Consider the following 19,632-nt stretch of genomic DNA (forward strand, 5'->3'; position numbering starts at 1 on the left):
CAAACGCTTACGTGGCCATTCGTACCAGATCCTTCTCCTTGCGACGCATGAAAGGGGCATTGATAAAGGCGCCGAACGGCAGAAAGGCCGCCAGAATCATGCGGGCGATATCCAGCCCGTTCCAGCCGCCCATGGACACCACTCGAAAGACCACCGACAGATAGAGCAAAAAGGCCACGCCATGGATGGGCCCCATGATGGAGACGGCAATCGGCAGACCGGCCACATGCTTGAGCGGTACGGCCACCACAATCAAAAGCAAAAGCGTTGTGCCTTCCAGTATGGACACCAGCCGCAGACGTTTCATTCGAGTATGTATCAGATCGGGGGTGTTCAATGGAGGCTCTCTTGAATCGGTGCAGATTGGAAAGAAATCATGGGACTACTTTAATGAACGAATGTGCCGCGGCGCTACCCGCCATCGAGACCGGGCGCTGCCCATCAGTGCCCTGTCTCGATCGGCGATGTGGTTATTTCACGGCATAAACCATAAACGGCGTGGTCATGCACGACACCGTTGACGTTTTCGGCGCGCGTGATCACACCTTCAAGTGTGGCGCCCAGACGCTCGCAGACGGCCCGGCTTCGGGTGTTGCCTGTTGCTGCCGCGATCTGCACCTTTTCAAGGCCGTACTGCTCAAACGCCAGCCGGATCATCGCCTGACAGGCCAGCGTCATCAGCCCAAACCCCTGCCAGCGCTCCCCCTGCCAGTAGCCCAGGCTGGCCCGGCCGGTCGCCGGCACGATCTCGTTGAAACTCACTGTCCCCACCAGCCGGGGACGCCCCTGATGATAGTGGAGACCGCATACCAGACGCCTGCCGTCGGCGTAATCGTGCAGCGCCTGACGAATGAAGGCGGCACTATCGGCCGGTGAGTTCGTCTGGGCCACCCAGCCCAGCCACTGGCTCAGAAAGCGCCGGTTGTCGTCCACCAGCCGATAGAGTTCGGGCGCCATATGCGGGTGGAGCAGCGATAGGGACAGCGTCTCGGTGATCGGATGACTGAACATGTACGGCCTTTTCGGAAATCGTAAGCGGTGTGACCTTGTCTCCCACTATATGCAGGTAGACGCATAAAACCACCCATGCGGCCATTTCGGGTTGGAGATAGCCCTGCGGCCAGCGATGGCCACACGATGGGTCATGACCCGAGGCCCCAGGAAAGGCTTCTCTTGCCGGCAATGTTGAAATATACCTTAATAAAGCAGACCGGTTCATGCGCAACCATCGATGTATTGACGCGATGAAATACTCTGTATTCATGGCATCGGTCACGGCGCCTCGACCATGGTCAGGCTTCAGCCCACCACCGTCCGGCCGATATGGTATGGCAGACAGCGCACGAACGGACGTGACGACCACGAAAGGGATCAGGGCATGAAGGGCATCATCTTCAACATGTTTAACGACATTGTGGTCAGTCGCTTCGATGAACAGCTCTGGGAAGAGATACTCGACGATGCCCGCGTCAGCGGCGCCTATTCATCGCTTGGCAACTATGACGACCATGACATGTTGTCGCTGGTAAGCGCTGCCAGTCACCGCACGGGCATGACACCACGGGAGTGTCTTCACTGGCTGGGCCGCGAGATGCTGCCGCGTCTTGGCGGCTTCTACCCGGGCATGCTCGAGCGCTTCAACACGACATTTGCCACGCTCAAAGCGCTCAATAATGTCATTCACCCCGAGGTGGTCAGATATCACCCCGATGCCATCGTCCCGGTCTTTCATTATCATGAGGTCTCCGACAACACCATGGTGATGGAGTATCGATCGGCGCGCGGCATCTGCAGCCTTGCTCACGGGCTGATGCAGGGCTGTGGTGACTACTTTGACGAATCCATCGAAATCGACCATATCCAGTGTCGCCACCGCGGTGATGATCACTGCCTTTTTCGTATCACGATCCGATGAAAAAACCGCTCTCGGAAAATCTTCCCGACACCATCGAGCGCCTGCAAAGGCAGCTCGCGCGTGAACGCAAGGCTCGTCATGATGCCGAGCACGTTGCCGAAACCAGCACGCGCCGCCTTTATCGCGAGCAGTTAAAGCTTCAGGCCATCTCTCAGGTTGCCACCCAGACGCACGGCAGCATGCGCCTGCGCCAGGCCACTCAGGAGGCCCTGAAGGCGCTTTTGAAGCACACGGTCTGGCGCTACTGTCGCGTCGTCTACAAGCCCTTTGACAACATCACGCCACCGGTGCGCGTGTCTGCCCTGTGTGAAGGTGAAAACCCGCTGACCCGCCCCGGCGACAGCCTGACCGCCTCGGCCCGGATGTGGCTGGAACAGGCCAGCCCGCTCGAGTTCATGGCCGATGAGCGCATCACTGCCGAGAAGCGCTGGCCGGAGAACATGCCACGGCGGTTTCTCTGCGGTATCGGCATCGGTGAGCAGTGCATGGGCGCGATGGAGCTTTTTTCCTATCTCGAGGATGACGACCCGGCCTTCAGCCAGGAGATGATACTGGCACTGGTGCGCGAGCTGGCCCATGTCTACAAGAGTGAACGCGACCGCCAGGCCATCGAGCGCATGGCCTGGCGTGACGTGCTCACCGGCGCCCTGAACCGGGCCGCGTTCTTTCGTGACCTTGAAACCATCACCATCGACACGCGACCGCTGGCGCTTTTGTATATCGATCTGTCCGGGTTTGGAGAGATCAACGAGGAGTACGGCCACGAGATTGCCGATCGTTACCTGTTCGAGATTGCCCGACGTCTTGAAAGTGAGCCGTTGAGTCGCAGCGTGGCGCGCCTGGGCAGCGATGAGTTCGTGCTGCTGCTGCCCCTGATCGATGTCCGTCATGCCGACACCCTTGTCGAGGCGCTGCTGGCCGATCTCACCCAGCCTTTGATACTCGATCACTACCGTATCGATCCGGCCTTCAGCGCCGGCCTTGCCGTTTACCCCGACGATGCCAGCGATGGGCACGCCCTGTTCTACACCGCTGACACCGCCCTGAGCCATGCTCGCGAACACGGCGGTACCAGTCTGCGCCGCTTTGACGCCGAGATTGCCGAGCAGCTCGAGCGACGCAAACAGCTCGCCCTGCGCGTGCGCCAGGCCGTTACCCGTCAGGAATTCGTGGCGTTCTTTCAACCCATTGTCTCGAGTGACTACCGGATCGTGGGTGCAGAGGCGCTGCTGCGCTGGCAGACCGCCGATGCGCCCGGCCCTGCCGAATTCATTCCTCTGCTGGAAGAACAGGGGCTCATCCGCGAAGTGGGCCGACAGATGCTGCATGACGTCATCCACACGGCCGCACGCTGGCGTCTTGAACAGCACACCTTTGAAAGCATCTCGATCAACGTCTCACCGATACAGCTGCGTGAAGAGGCCTTCGTCAATCATGTCGTCGATGCACTGAAAGACAGCGGCCTGCCGGCGAGCTGTCTGATTCTGGAAATCACGGAAAGCCTTTACATCAGCGCCGAAAAGGCAGTACTCGACCGTCTGGCCCGACTGAGAGCGATGGGCGTACGACTGGCGCTGGATGACTTCGGTACCGGCTACAGTGCGCTGAGCTACCTGCAGTGGATGCCGCTGGACATTCTCAAGATCGACAAGAGCTTTGTGCTCAAGCTTGCCGAGGCGCATTCCGGGCGGGATATCACGATCGTGCGGGCCATCATCCAGATTGCCCAGGCCTGCGGGCTTGATGTCACCGCCGAGGGTATCGAAACGGCCGAGGTCGCACACATCATGTGCGACCTCGGCGCGCACTGCCTGCAGGGGTACTACTTCAGCCGTCCGATCAGCGAGCGCGCCATGACCGAGCTTTTACACTCGAAAACGGCGCAGATCGCGCCACTCGGGCCCTTTACTGACTGATGTCCCGGTCCTCCTCGTCCTGCTCCTGCTCGCGACGTCGACGCTCCTGCTCTTCCTCGCGCACGTCCTCGATGACCTCGAGCAGGTCGCTGACATCCACGCTGGCACTGTCACGGTCGAAAATGCCGGTCAGCGGATGGTCGGGATGGAGTTCACCGGCTTCATAGAGTGACCAGATCTCAAGGCCATAGTCGGTATTCAAAAGCGACGGCGCGTAGCGCCCGAAGCTGCGACGCATGTTGTCGACATCACGCAGCAGCATGCGCGGCGCATTGTTGTTGCCGGCAGCGTCAACGGCCTGAGGCAGATCGATGATGACCGGGCCTTCACGTCCCACCAGCACATTGAACTCCGACAGGTCGCCATGGACCAGCCCGGCGCACAGCATGCGCGCCACATCCGTCACAATGCGGTGATGGTACTCGATCGCCTGTTCTTCACTGAGCTTGATGTCATCAAGACGCGGGGCGGGATCGCCTTCGTCATCAACGATCATCTCCATGAGCAGTACGCCGTCGACAAAACCGTGCGGCTCGGGCACGCGTACGCCGGCGTCAGACAGTCGGTACAGCGCCTCGACCTCGGCGTTGAGCCAGGCCGATTCCTGTTCGCGCTGGCCGTAGCGGGTCTTTTTGGACATGGCGCGGGCCCGGCGGCTGTTGCGGACCTGGCGCCCCTCCTGATACTGAACGGCCTGCTTGAAACTGCGCTTGCTGGCTTCCTTGAAGATCTTGGCACAGCGCAGCTCACTGCCACAGCGCACCACGTAGACCTGAGCTTCCTTGCCGCTTTGAAGCTGAAACACGATGTCATCGATCAGCCCATCATCTACCAGTGGCTGCAATCGTTTGGGAATTTTCATGCGACCTCTTTGCTCGCTCCTGTCATGACAAGTCCAATATAGCGGTCATGATGACCCTATCGACACGCAACGTACATGATCCGTACCTGATATCGGAGGATCAGCGCGACACGCGCCGTGCCCGGAAGCTGCGCCCCTTGAGGCGTCCGTTGTTCAGGTGCAGCAGTGCGGCATCCGCCACATCACGGTGTACCGCCACCCAGGCATTTCGATCCAGCACCCTGATTTTACCCACCTGTGAGGCGTCGATACCGGCCTCCCCGGTCAGGGCTCCGACGATATCGCCCGGGCGAATCTTTTGCTTTTTGCCGGCATCGATCACAAGCGTCGCCATCGCCGGCTTGAAGGGCGAGCGCGTCAGCACGCTCGCATCCGGCAGCGCCTCAAGCGTTACCGGGCCATCCTGCTGCGTTTCATGAAGCGAGAGCCGCGCGCGTTCGCGCTCACCGACCAGACTATGAGCCGTGCCCTGCCCGCCGGCCCGCCCGGTGCGCCCAACCCGGTGGACATGCGTTTCCACGTCGTGGGCCAATTGATAGTTGAACACCGCATCCAGCGCTTCGACATCAAGCCCGCGGGCGGCCACATCGGTGGCGACCAGAATCGAGATGCTGCCGTTGGCCAAAAGAATCAGCGTTCGGTCGCGGTCGCGCTGCTCCATGTCACCGTGAAGCGCTGCGGCATCAAAACCGTGATCGTTGAGGGCATCGCTGACCGACTGCACCTCGCGCCGGGTATTACAAAACACCACGCTGGAGGTCGGGCGATACTTGAGCAGCAATCGTCTCAGCGCCTCAAGGCGCGCCGTATCGTTGTCGACGGCGTAAAAGTGCTGACGAATGCTGTGCTCATCGTGATCGGTATCCACCTCGACGGTTGTCGGGTCCTGCATCACCCGGGCGGCGACCGGCGCCAGCGACTCGCTCCAGGTGGCGCTGAACAGCAGCGTCTGACGACGACGGGGGGTGACCTCGATAATGGCATCGAGGGCGTCCTGAAAGCCCATGTCGAGCATGCGATCGGCTTCATCGAGCACCAGCACGGTCAAAGCGTCAAGGCTCAGCGAGCCCCGGCGCAGATGATCCTCCACCCGCCCGGGCGTGCCCACGATGATATGCGCGCCGTGGGCCAGTGACTCTCGCTGGGGTCCGACCGGCACGCCGCCACACAGGGTCAGCACCTTGACGTTGTGAAGGCCGCGGGCCAGACGCCGGATCTCCTCGCCAACCTGATCGGCCAGCTCGCGCGTCGGGCACAGCACCAGCGTCTGGACGCAAAAGCGCTTGACGTCCAGACGCGCCAGAAGGCCCAGCCCGAAAGCGGCGGTCTTGCCAGAGCCGGTACGCCCGCGACCGATCACGTCCCGACCGGCCAGCATCAACGGCAGGCTTTCGGCCTGAATGGGCGTCATGGTGTGATAGCCAAGCGTTGCCAGATTCTCTGCCAGTGTCGGCGGCAGATCCAGCGCCGCGAAATCGGTCACGGCCTCCGAGGCATCGTTCGACATGAGGACAAATCCTTGTAGGCTGTAGTAAATGGACTGCCCGTCATGCAAGGCATTATGTGCAGGGCGCGCAGCATAACAGAGCCGATGCGCAATATCCGTGAGTCGGGTGCGTTCACGACCCGACGCGGGTCGTTTCAAATAACGCTGTTCGCTTCCGGCGCCATTAACGTAAAATCGGCTTCATAATGGTAATCAAGGAACGGAATTCGATATGGGCAGGGCTTTCCAGAACCGCAAGGAATCCATGGCCAAAACGGCCGACGCCAAGACCAAGGTCTACAGCAAGTATGGGCGTGAAATCTATGTCTGCGCCAAGTCAGGCGGTACCGACCCGTCCGGCAATCTGACCCTGCGTGGTCTGATCGAGCGGGCCAAGAAGGATCAGGTGCCCTCACACGTCATCGACAAGGCGCTCGACAAGGCCAATGGCGCAGGCGGTGAGGATTTCTCGCCGGCACGCTATGAAGGCTTTGGCCCCGGCAACTGCATGGTGATCGTGGAGTGTCTGACCGACAACCCCAACCGCACCTTCGGCGATGTGCGCGGCGTCTTTACCAAGACGAAATCAAAGATCGGCACACCCGGCAGCGTCAGCCACATGTTCGATCACAGCGCCATTCTTGCCTTCAAGGGCGAGGATGAAGACGCCACCCTCGAGGCGCTGATGGAAGCCGATGTTGACGTCAGCGACATCGAAAACGAGGACGGTCGCCTCACGGTCTTTGCCCCGCACACTGAATATGCCAAAGCCAAGCAGGCGCTTCTGGATACCTTCGGCGAACTCGATTTCGACACCGACGAGATCCAGTTCGTGCCACAGACCACCACCCCGGTCGAAGGGGAAGACGTCGCCCATCTCGAGAAGTTTCTGGGCATGCTCAACGACCTGGACGATGTACAAAACATCTATCACAACGCCGAGCTGCCCGAGAGCGCCTGACGCGCGCCGGCACTCACGAAAAAACCCACCGATCGGTGGGTTTTTTCATTTTCAAATGGCAGAAGCTATCGCTGGATGCCCGGCGTTAACGGCCGACCTTGGAAATTTTCGCCCCTTCAAGTGATACCCCACCCTGAATGCCCTGATTGTTCATGACAAAGGCAACAACTTCCTGATTGGCAGTGTTGTTGGTGATCTGACCGTTGGCACCGACATCGGCCACGGCAACCCCTGCATTGGCACCAATCGACCAGCCGTTATCGCTGCGCACGCGATTGAGTGCACCCTCGCTCATCAGAAGATAAACGATCGCCTGGGACTGCGCGCCCGCCTGGAAACCGACCGAGCCACTGGTGGTGGTGTAGTAACCGGCATCAGACCCATCAATCAAAAGCTGCCCGTCGCCGTGGCTGGCGCCGAACACAAAGCTTGCGCCGAGCACACCCGGGAACACCAGCACTCCCTGCGCCTGCTGCACCAGACTGCGGGCCTGAGGCGCCGTGCGATACAGCCGGTCGAGCGTTTCCTGCACGCTCTGATCAAGCTCGGCGCGCTTGGCCACCTGGCTCTGGCGATCGGAGGGGCTGGTGGTAGTACAGGCCGACAGCGTGGTGGCGCCCAGTACAGCCGCCAGCACCAGGGCACTGGTACGGGTAAAGCGTGAAAAACGTGACATGACTGGCCTCCTTGCCTTGAACGAGGCACCGCTTCAAAAGCTTACGGTGACATTAAATAAGGTAACGCTACCGTTGAGTTATAGACCAGAAATGACGTTTCAGCCGGCGTGTCCGAAAAATACCCCTATAAAGGCGCTTTTCTCTTCTGATCGTCCTTGTCATTAAACGGTCACGATAAGGCGTCAGCCTGGTCAGGGCTGACGACGTGATTTTGGACCAGGAGATTCACCACCATGATGTTGACTGACAAATGTCTTGCGATAACAACCGCCATCCTCTTGATCTATGGCATGGTCTTCGCCGGTAACCCATCGCCTTCCGAGGATCATTCCGCGCTGATGCACAGTCAGACCCAGGGCGATATGGCCCACCATGCCGGCGTCAGGTCCTCGGCATCGATGTAACCCTGCGCCTGCGCCCGGGGCGCAAGACGAAAATCTGATCCAGCCCTGATGTCAACCGATCGGGCCACGCGCCATCTCCAGCAGCGTGACCGCTACCCCCTGATAATACCCCTGACGCCGGCCCACGCCATGAAAGCGCAGGGATTGATACAGTCTGATCGCTGGTACATTGGAAACCACCACCGCCAGTGTGACGCTCTCCCCCATTTGAGCGAGTGCCGCCGTCATCAATGCCCGCCCGACCCCCTTGCCGCGCACGGCAGGATCCACCAGCAGGCCCACGATATGGCTTTCCCGCCAGTAGATAACGCCGACAGGTTCCGCGTCACCGATCATTAACAGCGCCTCGCAATCACTAAAAGCCTTCAAACGTGACTCATCAAAAGGTAACGGTATAACCGGAAACCGTTCGGGCCCGTTCGGCTCGAAGCGAAACTCATCGCCCTTAGCGCTGAAATACAGCGCGGCAAGAGCGTGGAAATCCTCTCGTCGATAGCGACGAATATCAAAGTGCGTCATGGCCCCATCATGTCGCTCCCGGGGCATGACACACAAGGCGTCATACTGCCCCTGAGGCCCTTGTCGCGTTATCATCGCGCCACATTTTCTGCCGGATCATTGTCATGCCGATTCTTCAAAGCATCGTCCATCACCTCGACAAGTCCGCCGACGACCAGAACGCGACACTCAGCGCCTCAAGCGCCCCCATGGCCGAATCAGCGGCGATGGAGAGCCTGCTCAACCATTTCAATGCGACCTTCAACGGCAAGACGCGAGGCTGGGGCCATTTCAACGATGGCGAAGCACAAAGCACCTTTGCCCACGCGTTGAGCGACTATCTGGCCGGCAACCGGGACTTTGTCGACTTTACCCGGCAAAGTGGTGAGGGCTTTCGCGCGCTGATCGATGAGCACCTTCCCACCGGCGGGCCGCTGCTGTTTGTCCATGCCCGTCAGGGCGAGGCCGAATTTCTGACCGTGGCGCTTTTGCACTATCGCGAAGGCTTTACGATTGACGAGCAGCTCAACGTCACCACGGCTCGCCTGCTCAATCTGAGCCAGATGACACTGGCGGTGCGCATCGACCTGACCCAGTGGCAGGCCGGTCAGTCAAAGCAATACATCGCCTTTACCCGCGACCGCGGCGGCAAAAAGCTCAGCGAGGATTTTCAGGCGCTGCTGGGCTGTGTGGAGGGCGTGGACTCGACCAGCGAAACCCGCACCCTGCTCAAGGCCTTCAGCGACTTTGTGGAAAGCGAGTCGATGGACGAAACGCAAAGCCGCGAGAAGACCGACGCGGTCATCGACTATGCCAGCGACCAGTCAAAAAACGGCGAGTCGATCACGCTCGAGGAATTCTCCAGTCTGGTGGATGACGAACGCCCGGACGCCTTTTACGACTACATCCGCAACAAGGATTACGGCCTCTCCCCGGAGATCCCGCCGGACAAGCGCACCCTGCAGCAGTTTCGCCGCTTTACCGGCCGCGCCGGCGGCATGTCGATCAGCTTTGACTCGCACCTGCTGGGCGACAGCATCGAATACAACGAAGCCCAGGATCGGCTCATCATCAAAAAGGTGCCCGACAAGCTGAAAGCACAGCTTCTCGACAAATAAAGCTAGCGCTCGAACGACCCGGAGGCCGGCAGGATTTTGCGATGCGTCCCACGATGGCGCCGCTCATGCAGCGCCCGCACGGCTGCCACCAGTGCGGGCACCGGCCCTTCAACGACGACCCCGGGGGCGATCTCGCCGATCGACAGCATCTGCACGGGCGCGGCCGGCGCACCAAACTGCGCAAGCCACTTGCCCAGCTGGGCTGACGAGCTGATAAACACGATACGCCCCAGCCCCGCCCAGGCATGGGCGGCGGCACACATCGGACAGTGTTCACCGGAGGTATAGACCGTGGCCTCGGCGCGCGCCTCGGGTGTCATGTGAGCGGCCGCCCAGCGTGCCAGTACAAGTTCCGGATGTTCGGTGGCATCCCCCGTCACCACCCGATTGCGCGCCTCCTTGACCACCCGGCCACTGCCATCGACCAGCACACTGCCGAAGGGGTCGTCGCCGGCCCTGAGGGCCTCGCGCGCCAGTGCCACACAGCGCTCGAGATGCTTGCAAGCCTCTTCATCGATCATTTGATCCACTTCCTTCCCTGATATTGAGACGCAGCGAGCGGGCACAAAAAATGCCCCGTTCGTAACCTTCAGTAATGATTAAGTGACAAAGCCCGTCTATAGTGATGCCCCGAATCAGGGCGCCGTCGAGGTATACCGAACTATCTCGCATCAAGGATCGAGGAGATATGTCCGTGTCAGGACAAGGAAAACAGCCGCACCGCTCGGTCAAACGCTACGCGCTGCCCGTGTCGCTGGCCCTGCTGTCGGGCTGCGATACCGGCATGCCCGGCTTCATGAACCCGCAGGGCCCGATTGCCGAGGCACAGCGGCACCATTTCTGGGTGGTCATCGCACTGGTCATGATCGTGGTCATCCCGGTCATCATACAGACACCGCTGATCCTGTGGCGCTATCGCTACCGCGGTCACGCCGTTTATCGCCCGAAATGGTACATGTCGCGCTGGCTGGACATCATCATGTGGGCGGTACCGGTGCTGGTGGTGGTCGTTTTGAGCGTGTATGTCTGGCGCCAGACCCACGAGCTTGACCCCTACCGCCCCATTGCCGGTGACCGGCCGCCGCTTGAAATCCAGGTAGTGGGCTACGACTGGAAATGGCTTTTCATCTATCCCGAACAGGGGATTGCTACGATGGGCCAGCTGGTCATCCCGTTGGACCGCCCGATCTCCTTTGAGCTGACTTCGGCCACGGTATTGCAGTCGTTTTTCATTCCGGCGCTGGGCAGTCAGATCGACGTCATGAACCGCATGGTGACCCGGCTGCACCTGAAGGCGGATCACCCGGGCCGCTTTGAAGGCAAGAACATGCAGTACAACGGCGAGGGCTTCCACCGCCAGCGCTTTATTACCCGCGCCGTCGATGACAAGGCCTTTGATGACTTTGTCCGGCGCACCCGCCAGCAGGGTCGAGCGCTGGATCAGAGCGCCTACGAGATCATCGCGCAAAAGGGAGACAATCGCGATGTGGCACGCGAGCTCGGGCTCGACACCCGCGACACCGACGCGGTCATTCGCTTTTCACCGGTGCCGCAGGGGCTTTTTCACATCATCATGAACGGCTCGCCCATCGACTGGTCGGCGCTTGACGTCCCGCCGCCGCAGCTCGGTGCCACTCGTACCAGCGTGCCCCCGACACCGTCGGATGAGACATCCTCTTCCCTTGATCCGAAATCGCCCTCTCATGAGCGCAAGGAGGCGCAGCCATGAGCGATGCAACCCACATGATATTCGGTCGCCTTGGCTGGGACGCGCTGCCCTTCTGGCCCATGCTGGACGACCACTCTCCCATGACGCTGATCAACGGTGTCATCGCCACCGGCGCCGCCGGCATGGTCGTGATCGGCGCACTGGCGGCCGTTGTACTGGTCACCTGGCTGGGCAAATGGAAGTACCTGTGGTCCGAGTGGTTTACCAGCCCCGATCACAAAAAAATCGGCATCATGTTCATTGTGATTGCGCTGGCCATGCTGGCCCGCGCCATCATCGAGGCCGTATTCATGCGCGCCCAACAGGCAGTCGGGCTCGACAGCGGCTTTTTGACCGCCGAACACTTCGGGCAGCTTTTTACCACCCACGGCACCATCATGGTCTTTTTCATGGCGATGCCGTTTCTCACCGGCATCATCAACTACGTGATGCCGCTGCAGATCGGGGCGCGGGATCTCTCCTTTCCGGTGCTCAACCAGGTCAGTCTGGGCCTGACCGCGGCGGGTGCGGCGCTGGTGATGATCTCGCTGGTACTGGCGCCCTTCTCGATCGGCGGCTGGACCGGCTATCCGCCCTTTACCGAGCTTTCCTATAACCCCGGCGCCGGGGTGGACTACTGGATCTGGGCGGTGACACTGTCGACCCTGTCCTCGACCCTGACCGGCATCAACTTCGCCGTGACCATCTTTAAAAAGCGCGCCCCGGGCATGACGCTTTTTCGCATGCCGCTGTTTACCTGGACGGCGCTTTGCACTGCGATTCTGATGATCTTTGGCATGCCGCCGCTGACCGTGGCCACCGGCCTTCTGGCGCTGGATCGCTATCTTGACTTTCACATGTTCACCACCGATCTGGGCGGCAACATGATGAACTACGTCAACCTGTTCTGGGCGTTTGGCCACCCCGAGGTCTACATCCTGATCCTGCCGCCCTTTGGCATCTTCTCCGAAGTCTTTGCCACCTTCTCCGGCAAGCGCATCTACGGCTATAAAATTCTGGTGATTGCGACCCTGTGCATTGCGGTGCTGTCGTTTACCGTCTGGCTGCATCACTTTTTCACCATGGGTCAGAGCGCGCACATCAACGCCGCCTTCGGCATTGCCACCATGCTGATCGGCATTCCTACCGGCGTTAAGGTCTATGACTGGATGCTGACCATGTATCGCGGGCGCATCCGGCTGTCGGTGCCCATGGTCTATGCCATCGGCTTTATCATGCTGTTTGTCCTTGGCGGCATGACCGGCATCATTCTCGCCACGCCCAGCGTGGACTATCAGGTACACAACTCGCTGTTTCTGGTGGCGCACTTTCACAACATGCTGATCCCGGGGCTGTTGTTCGGCATGCTCAGCGCCACCAACTTCTGGTTCCCCAAGGCCACCGGCTTTCGACTGGAAGAGCGCTGGGGCTATCGGGCGGCCTTTTGCTGGATTATCGGCTTCATGCTCGCCTTCTTTCCGCTCTACGTACTGGGCATGATGGGCATGCCGCGTCGCTCGGTGGCGTATTTCGAGCCACAGTACCTGCCCTGGATGATTACTGCCTTCATCGGCGCCCTGGTGATTCTGTGCGCGCTGTTGTGCCTTTTGATCCAGCTGTGGGTGAGCATTCGCGACCGTCACGCCAACAACGTCTTCGCCGGCGACCCCTGGGATGGCCGGACGCTGGAGTGGTCCACCGCCGCCCCGCCGCCGGAATACAACTTCCCGGTCATCCCCGAGATCTACAGCCTGGATGCCTTCATGACCGAAAAGGACCGCGGCCAGGGCTGGCAGGCGCCAAACCGGTATGACGATATCGAGATGCCGGCCAACAGCGCCCTGGGCGCGGTCATCGCCGCCACCAGCCTTGCCATGGCGTTTGGCCTGGTCTGGCATATGTGGTGGCTGGTGATTGGCGCAGGGCTTTTGACACTCGTCGCCGTGATCGCCCGCGGTTTTGTACGTCATACCAGACGCACCATCCCGGCCTGTGAGGTGCAGCGCACCCACGAGCACTGGCTTTCGCAGGTCAAACAAACCACGCCCATCAAACGCTCACACGAGCAGTCCACTGCCAATCATGGCGTACCCGTGCCACCCATCGAGGGCGCCGTACAATGAACTCGACCACGACGCACACCCCTGAAAGCAATCGTCGCCATCCGGGCCTCAACCTGGGGCCGGGCCACACTCAGGAAGAGGACACCCGCGAGGAGATGGTGTTCGGTTTCTGGGTGTTCATGATGAGTGATCTGATCATCTTCGGCCTTTTGTTCGCCACTTACATCACCATGCTGGGTGGCACGGCCGGTGGCCCCGGGCCGAAGGATCTTTTCGAGATACAAAGCGCTTTTATTCAGACCATGATCCTGCTGGCCAGCAGCTTTACCTTCGGCATGGCCTCTTTGGCGCTCAAATACCGCGAAGACCGGATGCGGCTGGTACTGTGGCTTCTGGTCACCCTGGCGCTGGGCATCGCGTTTTTGCTGTTCGAGCTCAAGGATTTTCACACCATGTTCGACAAGGGCGGCGTGCCCTCGCGCAGCGGCTATCTGTCGGCGTTTTTCTCGCTGGTGCCGCTGCACGGCCTGCACGTGACCGGCGCCTGTCTCTGGCTGGTGGCGCTGCTGGGTCAGATGGCCGTTCACGGTCTGGACGCGCCGGTAAAAACCGGTCTTCTGCGCCTGGCGATTCTCTGGCACTTTCTGGATATCGTCTGGATCGGCATCTTTTCACTGGTCTATCTCGGGGGGCTGTCATGAGCGTGCGCCAACTCAACGAGCGCCAGACCCGCGAGTGCCAAAGCGAGCAGCGCAGCTATCTGTGGGGGTTTGGCCTGGCACTGGTACTGACGCTGATCCCCTTTGGACTGGTCGCCTTCACCGATGTCGAGCGCCTGACGGTGTGGATCACGATCGGCGTCTGCGCACTGGTGCAGGTCGTCGTACACCTGCGCTTTTTCATGCACATCACGCTTGCCAGCAACAAGCGTGAGGACCTGCTGCTGATTCTTTTCACCGTGCTGATTCTGGTCATTCTGTGCGGCGGGACGCTGTGGATTTTGTTTGATCTCTACCAGCGCATGCTACCCAACATGATGCCCTGAAAAAGCGATCAAGCAGGTGCTGGACGCATCACGCCCCGCCGGGCAACCGGGCGGGGTGTGGTACGAGCCGGAGCGCCTTTCAAAGGCGCCGGCTGCTTCTGAGCTGCACGTCGACCGTGATATCAAGCCGGGTAAGTGCCTCGGCCTTCGCCCGCCCTTCGGCGCTCGCCCGATAAAGGTGCGGCGTCATCATCAGCAGGTCCGCAACCTCCTCGGCGCACTCCAGCAAGCGTTCGTAACGCACAGTCTCAACGCCGTCTTCAAACGCAAAACCCGGCGCCGGTCCCTGACGCGCCTCGCGGGGCGGCTTGAGCGTCGGGTAGATGATTTCACGCAGTTCAATCAGATGGTCCGGCCCGGCCTCGACCTCCAGAAGCAATCCACCGGGTTTGAGCACACGGGCGAACTCGGCAGGCGTGGGGAAACCAAACATGCACAGCACCACATCCAGGCTCTGATCCGGCACGGGGAGTGCTGCATTACTGCCGACCACCCACTGCATGCGCCGGTCGCGGCCGGCAGCGGCCTGCACCGCCCACTTGGAGATATCCAGTCCCAGCAGTGACAGCCGGCGGGTAGATGCGACATCGGCCAGCGCGCGCAGGTAATAGCCCTCACCGCAGCCGGCATCAAGCACGGCCAGCGACTGATGCGCCGAACCATGGGAAAGCACGCATCGGCTGACGGCCTCGGCGACGCCCTGGTAGTGACCGGCCTCCAGAAAACGCCGTCGCGCCGCGATCATGGCGCGGCTGTCGCCCGGGTCGCGGGAGCGCTTGTTCTGCACCGGTAGCAGGTTGACGTGGCCCTGACGTGACACATCAAAACCGTGACCCTGCGGACAGCGCCAGCCACTTTCGGTACGCGACAGCGCCGCCCCGTCCAGCGGGCAGGTCAGCGACATCACAGGCGCAATCGTCATGACGGCTGATCCTGTGAGTGTGACCAGCGCGACAGACCAAACAGGACCAGCTCCGGCAGGCGGCACTGTTGATCGAGCCAGACCCCCAGCGCCTCGCCCAGCGCACTGGCAAACTTGAAGCCGTGACCGGAAAAACCGCCGGCCACGATCAGGCCGGGCAGCGGCTCGTCGATCAGAAAGTGTTCATCGGGCGTGCGGATGTACTGACACACCGCACCAAAGCGCAGCGCGCCAACACCGGGAAAGTAACGATCCACCACCTGCTGAAGCTCGCTCACGTCATCTTCCAACTCACCAAACCCGGGCATCGCCTCGCCGGGCGGCAGCGGCTGGCCGCTGTCGTGACGGCCCATCTTGAAACCGGCCCCGTCGATGTCGGGAAAGCCGTAATAGACGGCGCCCCACGGCGTGGTCAGGCTGAAACCAGGAAAATTCGCCGTGTCATAGCGCGCGTCACCGTCATACCAGGCAAAGGTCTTGCGCACCCGAGTGAGCGGCAGCTCGACCCCCAGCTCCGCCATCAGCGGCGCAATGTGCTGACCGGCAGCGAGCAGCACGCGCTCGGCCACAAAGCGCCGCCCGTCGGCGCAGTGTGCCTCCCAGCCGCCCTGCTCACCGGCGTCAATGCGAATCACCTGCGCACCGGTGGCCAGCGAGACGTTCGGGCAGCGCTCAACGCGGGCGCGCCAGCACTTGAGAATGCGCTCGACATACAACACGCCGGCCTCAGACTCGAACCCCCCGTGCATGGTGTTATCCAGTGCCCAGCCGGGCCAGCGCCGGGCGAGCTGATCGCCGGTCAGGCTGTCGAGTGCCAGCCCGTACTGCCGGGCGCTGGCCGCGACCTGCTCAACGAAGGGCGCCCCGAGCGGGCCGACATTGACCACCCCGGTGGGCAGAAACAGCGTTTCGCCGCTTTCCACTTCGAGCTGTTTCCAGAGCTCGAGCGCGCGGCGGGCCAGCGGCACGTAGCTGCTGCCCTCGCCGTAGGCCTGACGCAGCAGCCGCGTCTCGCCGTGATGCGCGCCCTGATCATGCGGCGGACTAAAGGCATCCAGCAGCTGCACGCTGGCATCACTATGGTGAGCCAGCCAGTCGGCGGTGGCCAGACCCATGCTGCCGGCGCCGATGATCAGATAGTCGGTGGTCACGGTCGTCACAGCCGGGGCTCCATTTTATTGGACTCGGCGGGGCCGTTTTTCGCTTTTGACACCGCCTTGCGTTCCTTGCGCTCGCTGCGCGCGATCAGCGCCGTGCCGGCCAGATCCCCGGTGACATTGAGCGCCGTACAGCCCATACCCACCAGCGCATCGATGGAGGTCAAAAGCGCCACGGTCTCGATCGGCAGGCCGACCTGGGAGAACACGGTTGCGATCATCACGATACCTGCCCCCGGTACACCCGCCGTGCCGATCGAGATCAGCGTCCCGATCAGCACGATCTGCGCCATGGTGGCAATATCCAGCGGCACGCCCATCACGTTGGCGGCAAACACCGCCGAGATGGCGATACGGATCGCCGCGCCGTCCATGTTGATGGTGGCACCCAGCGGCAGGCTGAAGCCGTACAGCGACTGCGGCAGCCCCATGCGACTGGCCGCATTGAGACTCAGCGGCAGCACGCCGGAGCTGCTCTGGGTGGCAAAGGCCGTCGCCATGGGCGTGCGGGCCTCACGAAAGAAATCGCGCAGACGCACGCCAAAAAGCTTCATCAGTACGCAGTAGACCAGCAGATGCACGCCCAGCGCGATATAGAGCACCATCACCATGTCACCCAGCGACAGAATGGTTTCAAGCCCCTGCTGGCTGACGGTGTTGGCAACGATGGCGAACACGCCAATCGGCACCACGTGCAACACGCCCGCCATCACCTTCATGGTCACGGCGTTAAGCCCCTCCAGTAGACGATAGAGGTGATCGCCCATGTCGCGCTGGGCGCCACCGGTGCGCATGAACAACAGCGCCAGGCCAAACACCACCGCGGTAAAGATAATGCCCAGCAGATTGGGTTCGGCAAACGCCGAGACGATGTTGCTGGGTACGATGTTCAACAGTACCTGCACCAGTCCCGGATTTTCCGGCACGCTGACGCTGGCGTCGGTATCGAGTGTCAGGCCCTGCCCGGGATTAAAGAGTGTGGCCACCGCCAGCCCCACCATGATCGCCAGCGCCGTGGTCACCACATAATAGAGCAGCACCTTGCGCCCGATCCGCCCCATGCTGCCCACATCGGCCTGGTTGATGCCCACCATCAGGGTAAAGAGCACGATGGGCACGATCAGAAACTGCAAAAGGCGCAGCAGCAGATCGCCCAGTGGCGAAAGCCAGGTAACGTACTCGCCGCCAAACAGCCCGGCGACCACACCCAGCACCAGCGCCAGCGTTACGCGCAGGATCAGGGAAGCCTTGAGATAGGCGCGAAACAGGGTTTTCATCAGACATCCTTGAAGACGGGAAACAATCTTGACCATAGCGTTGACCACTCGCCGGGCGCGGCTGGACCGGCAGCCGCTTTGCTCTGGGCGGGGATTATGCCATTAACGTGCGGGCAAAAAAGGTCAGTAAACGCGCATGCCAGTCATTTTCGGCCGCATCGCCGGGGATATGCCCCTCCCCTTCCATGTAGATCACCTCCGGCGTTCGTCCGTGCTGTCTGAGCCGAGCCTCCAGCCGGCGCGTCATGGCGACCGACCACATGGTATCCGCCGTACCATGGCTTAAAAAAAGATCGCCCTCATAACGCTCGATCTCGATTGGCGTGGTCGGCAGCAGCGACTCACTGCTGCCGCGCCATGTCCAGGCGCTCGACGCACCATCCCATGCCTGCCAGCCCGGGTCACCGCTGTCCCGAAAAACACGACCGTCGAAACCGCCACAGATGACATCCGGCGGCGCATGCACCGCCACGCAGTCAGGAAGACCTTTGACACCCTCTCTTGCCATCAACGAGGTTACCAGCAGCGCATGCTCGGCCCCTCTCGAGGCACCATAAAGCCCCACGCTCGGCCCGGCAAAGGGGAAACCCCGCAGCGCATGAAGGGCCGCCACGGTCCGATCCAGCGGCACCTCAATGATCTGACCGACATTCCACGCGTTGCCGCCCACGGAGTAGCCCAGCGGAAAGGCCAGAAATCCATGAGCGGCCAGCATCACGGCCTGACGATGACTCCAGCCCGACCAGGCCCCTTCGGAGCCATGCAGCAACATGACGGCCGGAAACGGCCCATCGCCGGCCGGCCCGTAGGTGGTGCCCCAACCCGAAAGCGGGCGGCGAACAATGACAGGCTGCATGCTGTCTCCCTTTAAAGGCGCCTCGTACGTCCGGCACGCTGCTGCTTCCGAGCCGGCCCGGCCAGCCAGCCCCTGCTAATAAGTGACGGGAAATACGTCTCTGGCAGTGGCCTCAACATTCTGACTATCAAAATTCGGTTATATTCAGCTTTTCGGTTATGCAGTGCGCATAACAAAAGCAACCGGCTCAGACAAAATGTCCTTCCTGACTCAGGGTTAATGGCGCAAGCAATGAAAAGCATAAAAAGAATGACCGTCATACAGAAACACTTGCGTCGCCCCTTCGTCACTATTGGCGCGTTTGCGTTTGTATTGTTGAGTACCCAGTCAAATGCTGAAGAACATGGAATAGATATTTCCAAACAGTGTGGTATGGAAGTTCAAACCACCGTGGACATGTCTTCATGTCTTGCTGTAATTGCCACGTCTGCGGATGAAGAGCTCCAATATTACATTGAGACTGCTCAGAAGGATCTGGACGCGAGCTATCGCGAGTATTCCGACAGCATGGAAAAAATCGATCTATCGGAAGAAAACAGGCACTGGGAAGAATACGTCAGGCTTTATTGCGGGCATGTTTATCACTCTTTCGGCACGGGGACGTTAAGAGATCCCGCTGCAAGGATGTGTTTTATAGATCTAACCCGGCAAAGAACACACCGTATCTGGACAGACTTCCTGGCCCGCCCTCATGCCGACGAGCCTGTCCTTCCCGAACCCACTACTGAACAGTTTGGAACTGTAGGTTAAACGTCCTAAAGGTCCAA

The 19,632-nt window shown here is 60.7% G+C and carries 20 protein-coding genes; 9 read left to right on the top strand and 11 right to left on the bottom strand.

Going from position 1 to position 19,632, the window contains the following annotated elements; translation table 11 throughout:
- Positions 1-7: 7 nt before the first annotated feature.
- Complete coding sequence (locus ACXMYO_RS08675) at positions 8-337, bottom strand: DUF3817 domain-containing protein (protein WP_438768281.1); 330 nt, start codon at positions 335-337, stop codon at positions 8-10.
- Between the two features lie 104 nt (positions 338-441).
- Complete coding sequence (locus ACXMYO_RS08680) at positions 442-1,011, bottom strand: GNAT family N-acetyltransferase (RefSeq protein ID WP_457808428.1); 570 nt, start codon at positions 1,009-1,011, stop codon at positions 442-444.
- A gap of 367 nt (positions 1,012-1,378) precedes the next feature.
- Here ACXMYO_RS08680 and ACXMYO_RS08685 point away from each other — a divergent pair, with 367 nt between their 5' ends.
- Both ACXMYO_RS08685 and ACXMYO_RS08690 read left to right on the top strand, forming a co-directional pair.
- On the top strand, positions 1,379-1,915 hold the full coding sequence (locus ACXMYO_RS08685) for a heme NO-binding domain-containing protein (protein ID WP_438768285.1): 537 nt from the start codon (positions 1,379-1,381) through the stop codon (positions 1,913-1,915).
- Entirely contained in the window at positions 1,912-3,831 is a 1,920-nt protein-coding gene (locus ACXMYO_RS08690; RefSeq protein ID WP_457808429.1) for a putative bifunctional diguanylate cyclase/phosphodiesterase, read from the top strand. Before ACXMYO_RS08685 ends, ACXMYO_RS08690 begins: the two co-directional genes overlap by 4 nt.
- Here the strand turns inward: ACXMYO_RS08690 and ACXMYO_RS08695 are convergent.
- On the bottom strand, positions 3,821-4,693 hold the full coding sequence (locus tag ACXMYO_RS08695) for a PA4780 family RIO1-like protein kinase (RefSeq protein WP_438768287.1): 873 nt from the start codon (positions 4,691-4,693) through the stop codon (positions 3,821-3,823). The two genes, ACXMYO_RS08690 and ACXMYO_RS08695, sit on opposite strands and share 11 nt — an antisense overlap.
- 100 nt (positions 4,694-4,793) lie before the next feature.
- Positions 4,794-6,200, bottom strand: a complete 1,407-nt coding sequence (gene dbpA, locus ACXMYO_RS08700; protein WP_438768288.1) for an ATP-dependent RNA helicase DbpA — start codon at positions 6,198-6,200, stop codon at positions 4,794-4,796.
- A 211-nt stretch (positions 6,201-6,411) separates the two neighbouring features.
- On the opposite strand from dbpA, the gene ACXMYO_RS08705 reads away from it, so the two are divergent.
- Positions 6,412-7,140, top strand: a complete 729-nt coding sequence (locus ACXMYO_RS08705) for a YebC/PmpR family DNA-binding transcriptional regulator (RefSeq protein ID WP_438768289.1) — start codon at positions 6,412-6,414, stop codon at positions 7,138-7,140.
- A gap of 85 nt (positions 7,141-7,225) precedes the next feature.
- Here ACXMYO_RS08705 and ACXMYO_RS08710 read toward each other — a convergent pair whose 3' ends face one another.
- Together ACXMYO_RS08710 and ACXMYO_RS08715 are read right to left on the bottom strand one after the other, a co-directional pair.
- Positions 7,226-7,816, bottom strand: a complete 591-nt coding sequence (locus ACXMYO_RS08710; protein ID WP_438768291.1) for a BPSL1445 family SYLF domain-containing lipoprotein — start codon at positions 7,814-7,816, stop codon at positions 7,226-7,228.
- A 456-nt stretch (positions 7,817-8,272) separates the two neighbouring features.
- Positions 8,273-8,740, bottom strand: coding sequence for a GNAT family N-acetyltransferase (locus ACXMYO_RS08715; RefSeq protein WP_457808430.1), 468 nt, complete (start codon positions 8,738-8,740; stop codon positions 8,273-8,275).
- Positions 8,741-8,844: 104 nt separating this feature from the next.
- On the opposite strand from ACXMYO_RS08715, the gene yejK reads away from it, so the two are divergent.
- Positions 8,845-9,837, top strand: coding sequence for a nucleoid-associated protein YejK (yejK, locus tag ACXMYO_RS08720; protein ID WP_457808431.1), 993 nt, complete (start codon positions 8,845-8,847; stop codon positions 9,835-9,837).
- Between the two features lie 2 nt (positions 9,838-9,839).
- Here yejK and ACXMYO_RS08725 read toward each other — a convergent pair whose 3' ends face one another.
- Positions 9,840-10,358 carry a deaminase gene (locus tag ACXMYO_RS08725; RefSeq protein ID WP_438768296.1) on the bottom strand — a complete coding sequence of 173 codons (519 nt, stop codon included), beginning with the start codon at positions 10,356-10,358 and terminating at the stop codon, positions 9,840-9,842.
- Between the two features lie 173 nt (positions 10,359-10,531).
- On the opposite strand from ACXMYO_RS08725, the gene ACXMYO_RS08730 reads away from it, so the two are divergent.
- Genes ACXMYO_RS08730 through cyoD form a run of 4 tightly spaced genes read left to right on the top strand, consistent with a single transcriptional unit; the run spans position 10,532 to position 14,653 of the window.
- Positions 10,532-11,566 carry a cytochrome ubiquinol oxidase subunit II gene (locus tag ACXMYO_RS08730; RefSeq protein ID WP_457808432.1) on the top strand — a complete coding sequence of 345 codons (1,035 nt, stop codon included), beginning with the start codon at positions 10,532-10,534 and terminating at the stop codon, positions 11,564-11,566.
- Positions 11,563-13,668, top strand: a complete 2,106-nt coding sequence (locus tag ACXMYO_RS08735) for a cbb3-type cytochrome c oxidase subunit I (protein WP_457808433.1) — start codon at positions 11,563-11,565, stop codon at positions 13,666-13,668. The genes ACXMYO_RS08730 and ACXMYO_RS08735 overlap by 4 nt, the downstream gene beginning before the upstream one ends.
- Positions 13,665-14,309: a cytochrome c oxidase subunit 3 gene (locus ACXMYO_RS08740; protein ID WP_438768300.1), complete on the top strand. Its 645-nt coding sequence runs from the start codon at positions 13,665-13,667 to the stop codon at positions 14,307-14,309. The genes ACXMYO_RS08735 and ACXMYO_RS08740 overlap by 4 nt, the downstream gene beginning before the upstream one ends.
- Positions 14,306-14,653 (top strand): cytochrome o ubiquinol oxidase subunit IV, encoded by a 348-nt coding sequence (cyoD, locus tag ACXMYO_RS08745; protein WP_457808434.1) that lies wholly within the window; start codon positions 14,306-14,308, stop codon positions 14,651-14,653. The genes ACXMYO_RS08740 and cyoD overlap by 4 nt, the downstream gene beginning before the upstream one ends.
- A gap of 79 nt (positions 14,654-14,732) precedes the next feature.
- On the opposite strand, the gene ACXMYO_RS08750 is transcribed toward cyoD, so the two are convergent.
- From ACXMYO_RS08750 to ACXMYO_RS08765, 4 genes are all read right to left on the bottom strand, one after another.
- On the bottom strand, positions 14,733-15,575 hold the full coding sequence (locus ACXMYO_RS08750) for a putative RNA methyltransferase (RefSeq protein WP_457808435.1): 843 nt from the start codon (positions 15,573-15,575) through the stop codon (positions 14,733-14,735).
- Complete coding sequence (gene solA / locus ACXMYO_RS08755; RefSeq protein WP_457808436.1) at positions 15,572-16,735, bottom strand: N-methyl-L-tryptophan oxidase; 1,164 nt, start codon at positions 16,733-16,735, stop codon at positions 15,572-15,574. Before solA ends, ACXMYO_RS08750 begins: the two co-directional genes overlap by 4 nt.
- Positions 16,732-18,009, bottom strand: coding sequence for a dicarboxylate/amino acid:cation symporter (locus ACXMYO_RS08760; protein WP_457808437.1), 1,278 nt, complete (start codon positions 18,007-18,009; stop codon positions 16,732-16,734). The genes solA and ACXMYO_RS08760 overlap by 4 nt, the downstream gene beginning before the upstream one ends.
- Before the next feature lie 94 nt (positions 18,010-18,103).
- Positions 18,104-18,865 (bottom strand): alpha/beta hydrolase family protein, encoded by a 762-nt coding sequence (locus ACXMYO_RS08765; RefSeq protein ID WP_457808438.1) that lies wholly within the window; start codon positions 18,863-18,865, stop codon positions 18,104-18,106.
- Positions 18,866-19,096: 231 nt separating this feature from the next.
- Here ACXMYO_RS08765 and ACXMYO_RS08770 point away from each other — a divergent pair, with 231 nt between their 5' ends.
- Positions 19,097-19,615: a lysozyme inhibitor LprI family protein gene (locus ACXMYO_RS08770; protein ID WP_457808439.1), complete on the top strand. Its 519-nt coding sequence runs from the start codon at positions 19,097-19,099 to the stop codon at positions 19,613-19,615.
- The last annotated feature ends 17 nt before the right edge of the window (positions 19,616-19,632 follow it).

The sequence above is a fragment of the Kushneria sp. EE4 genome (assembly GCF_977968315.1).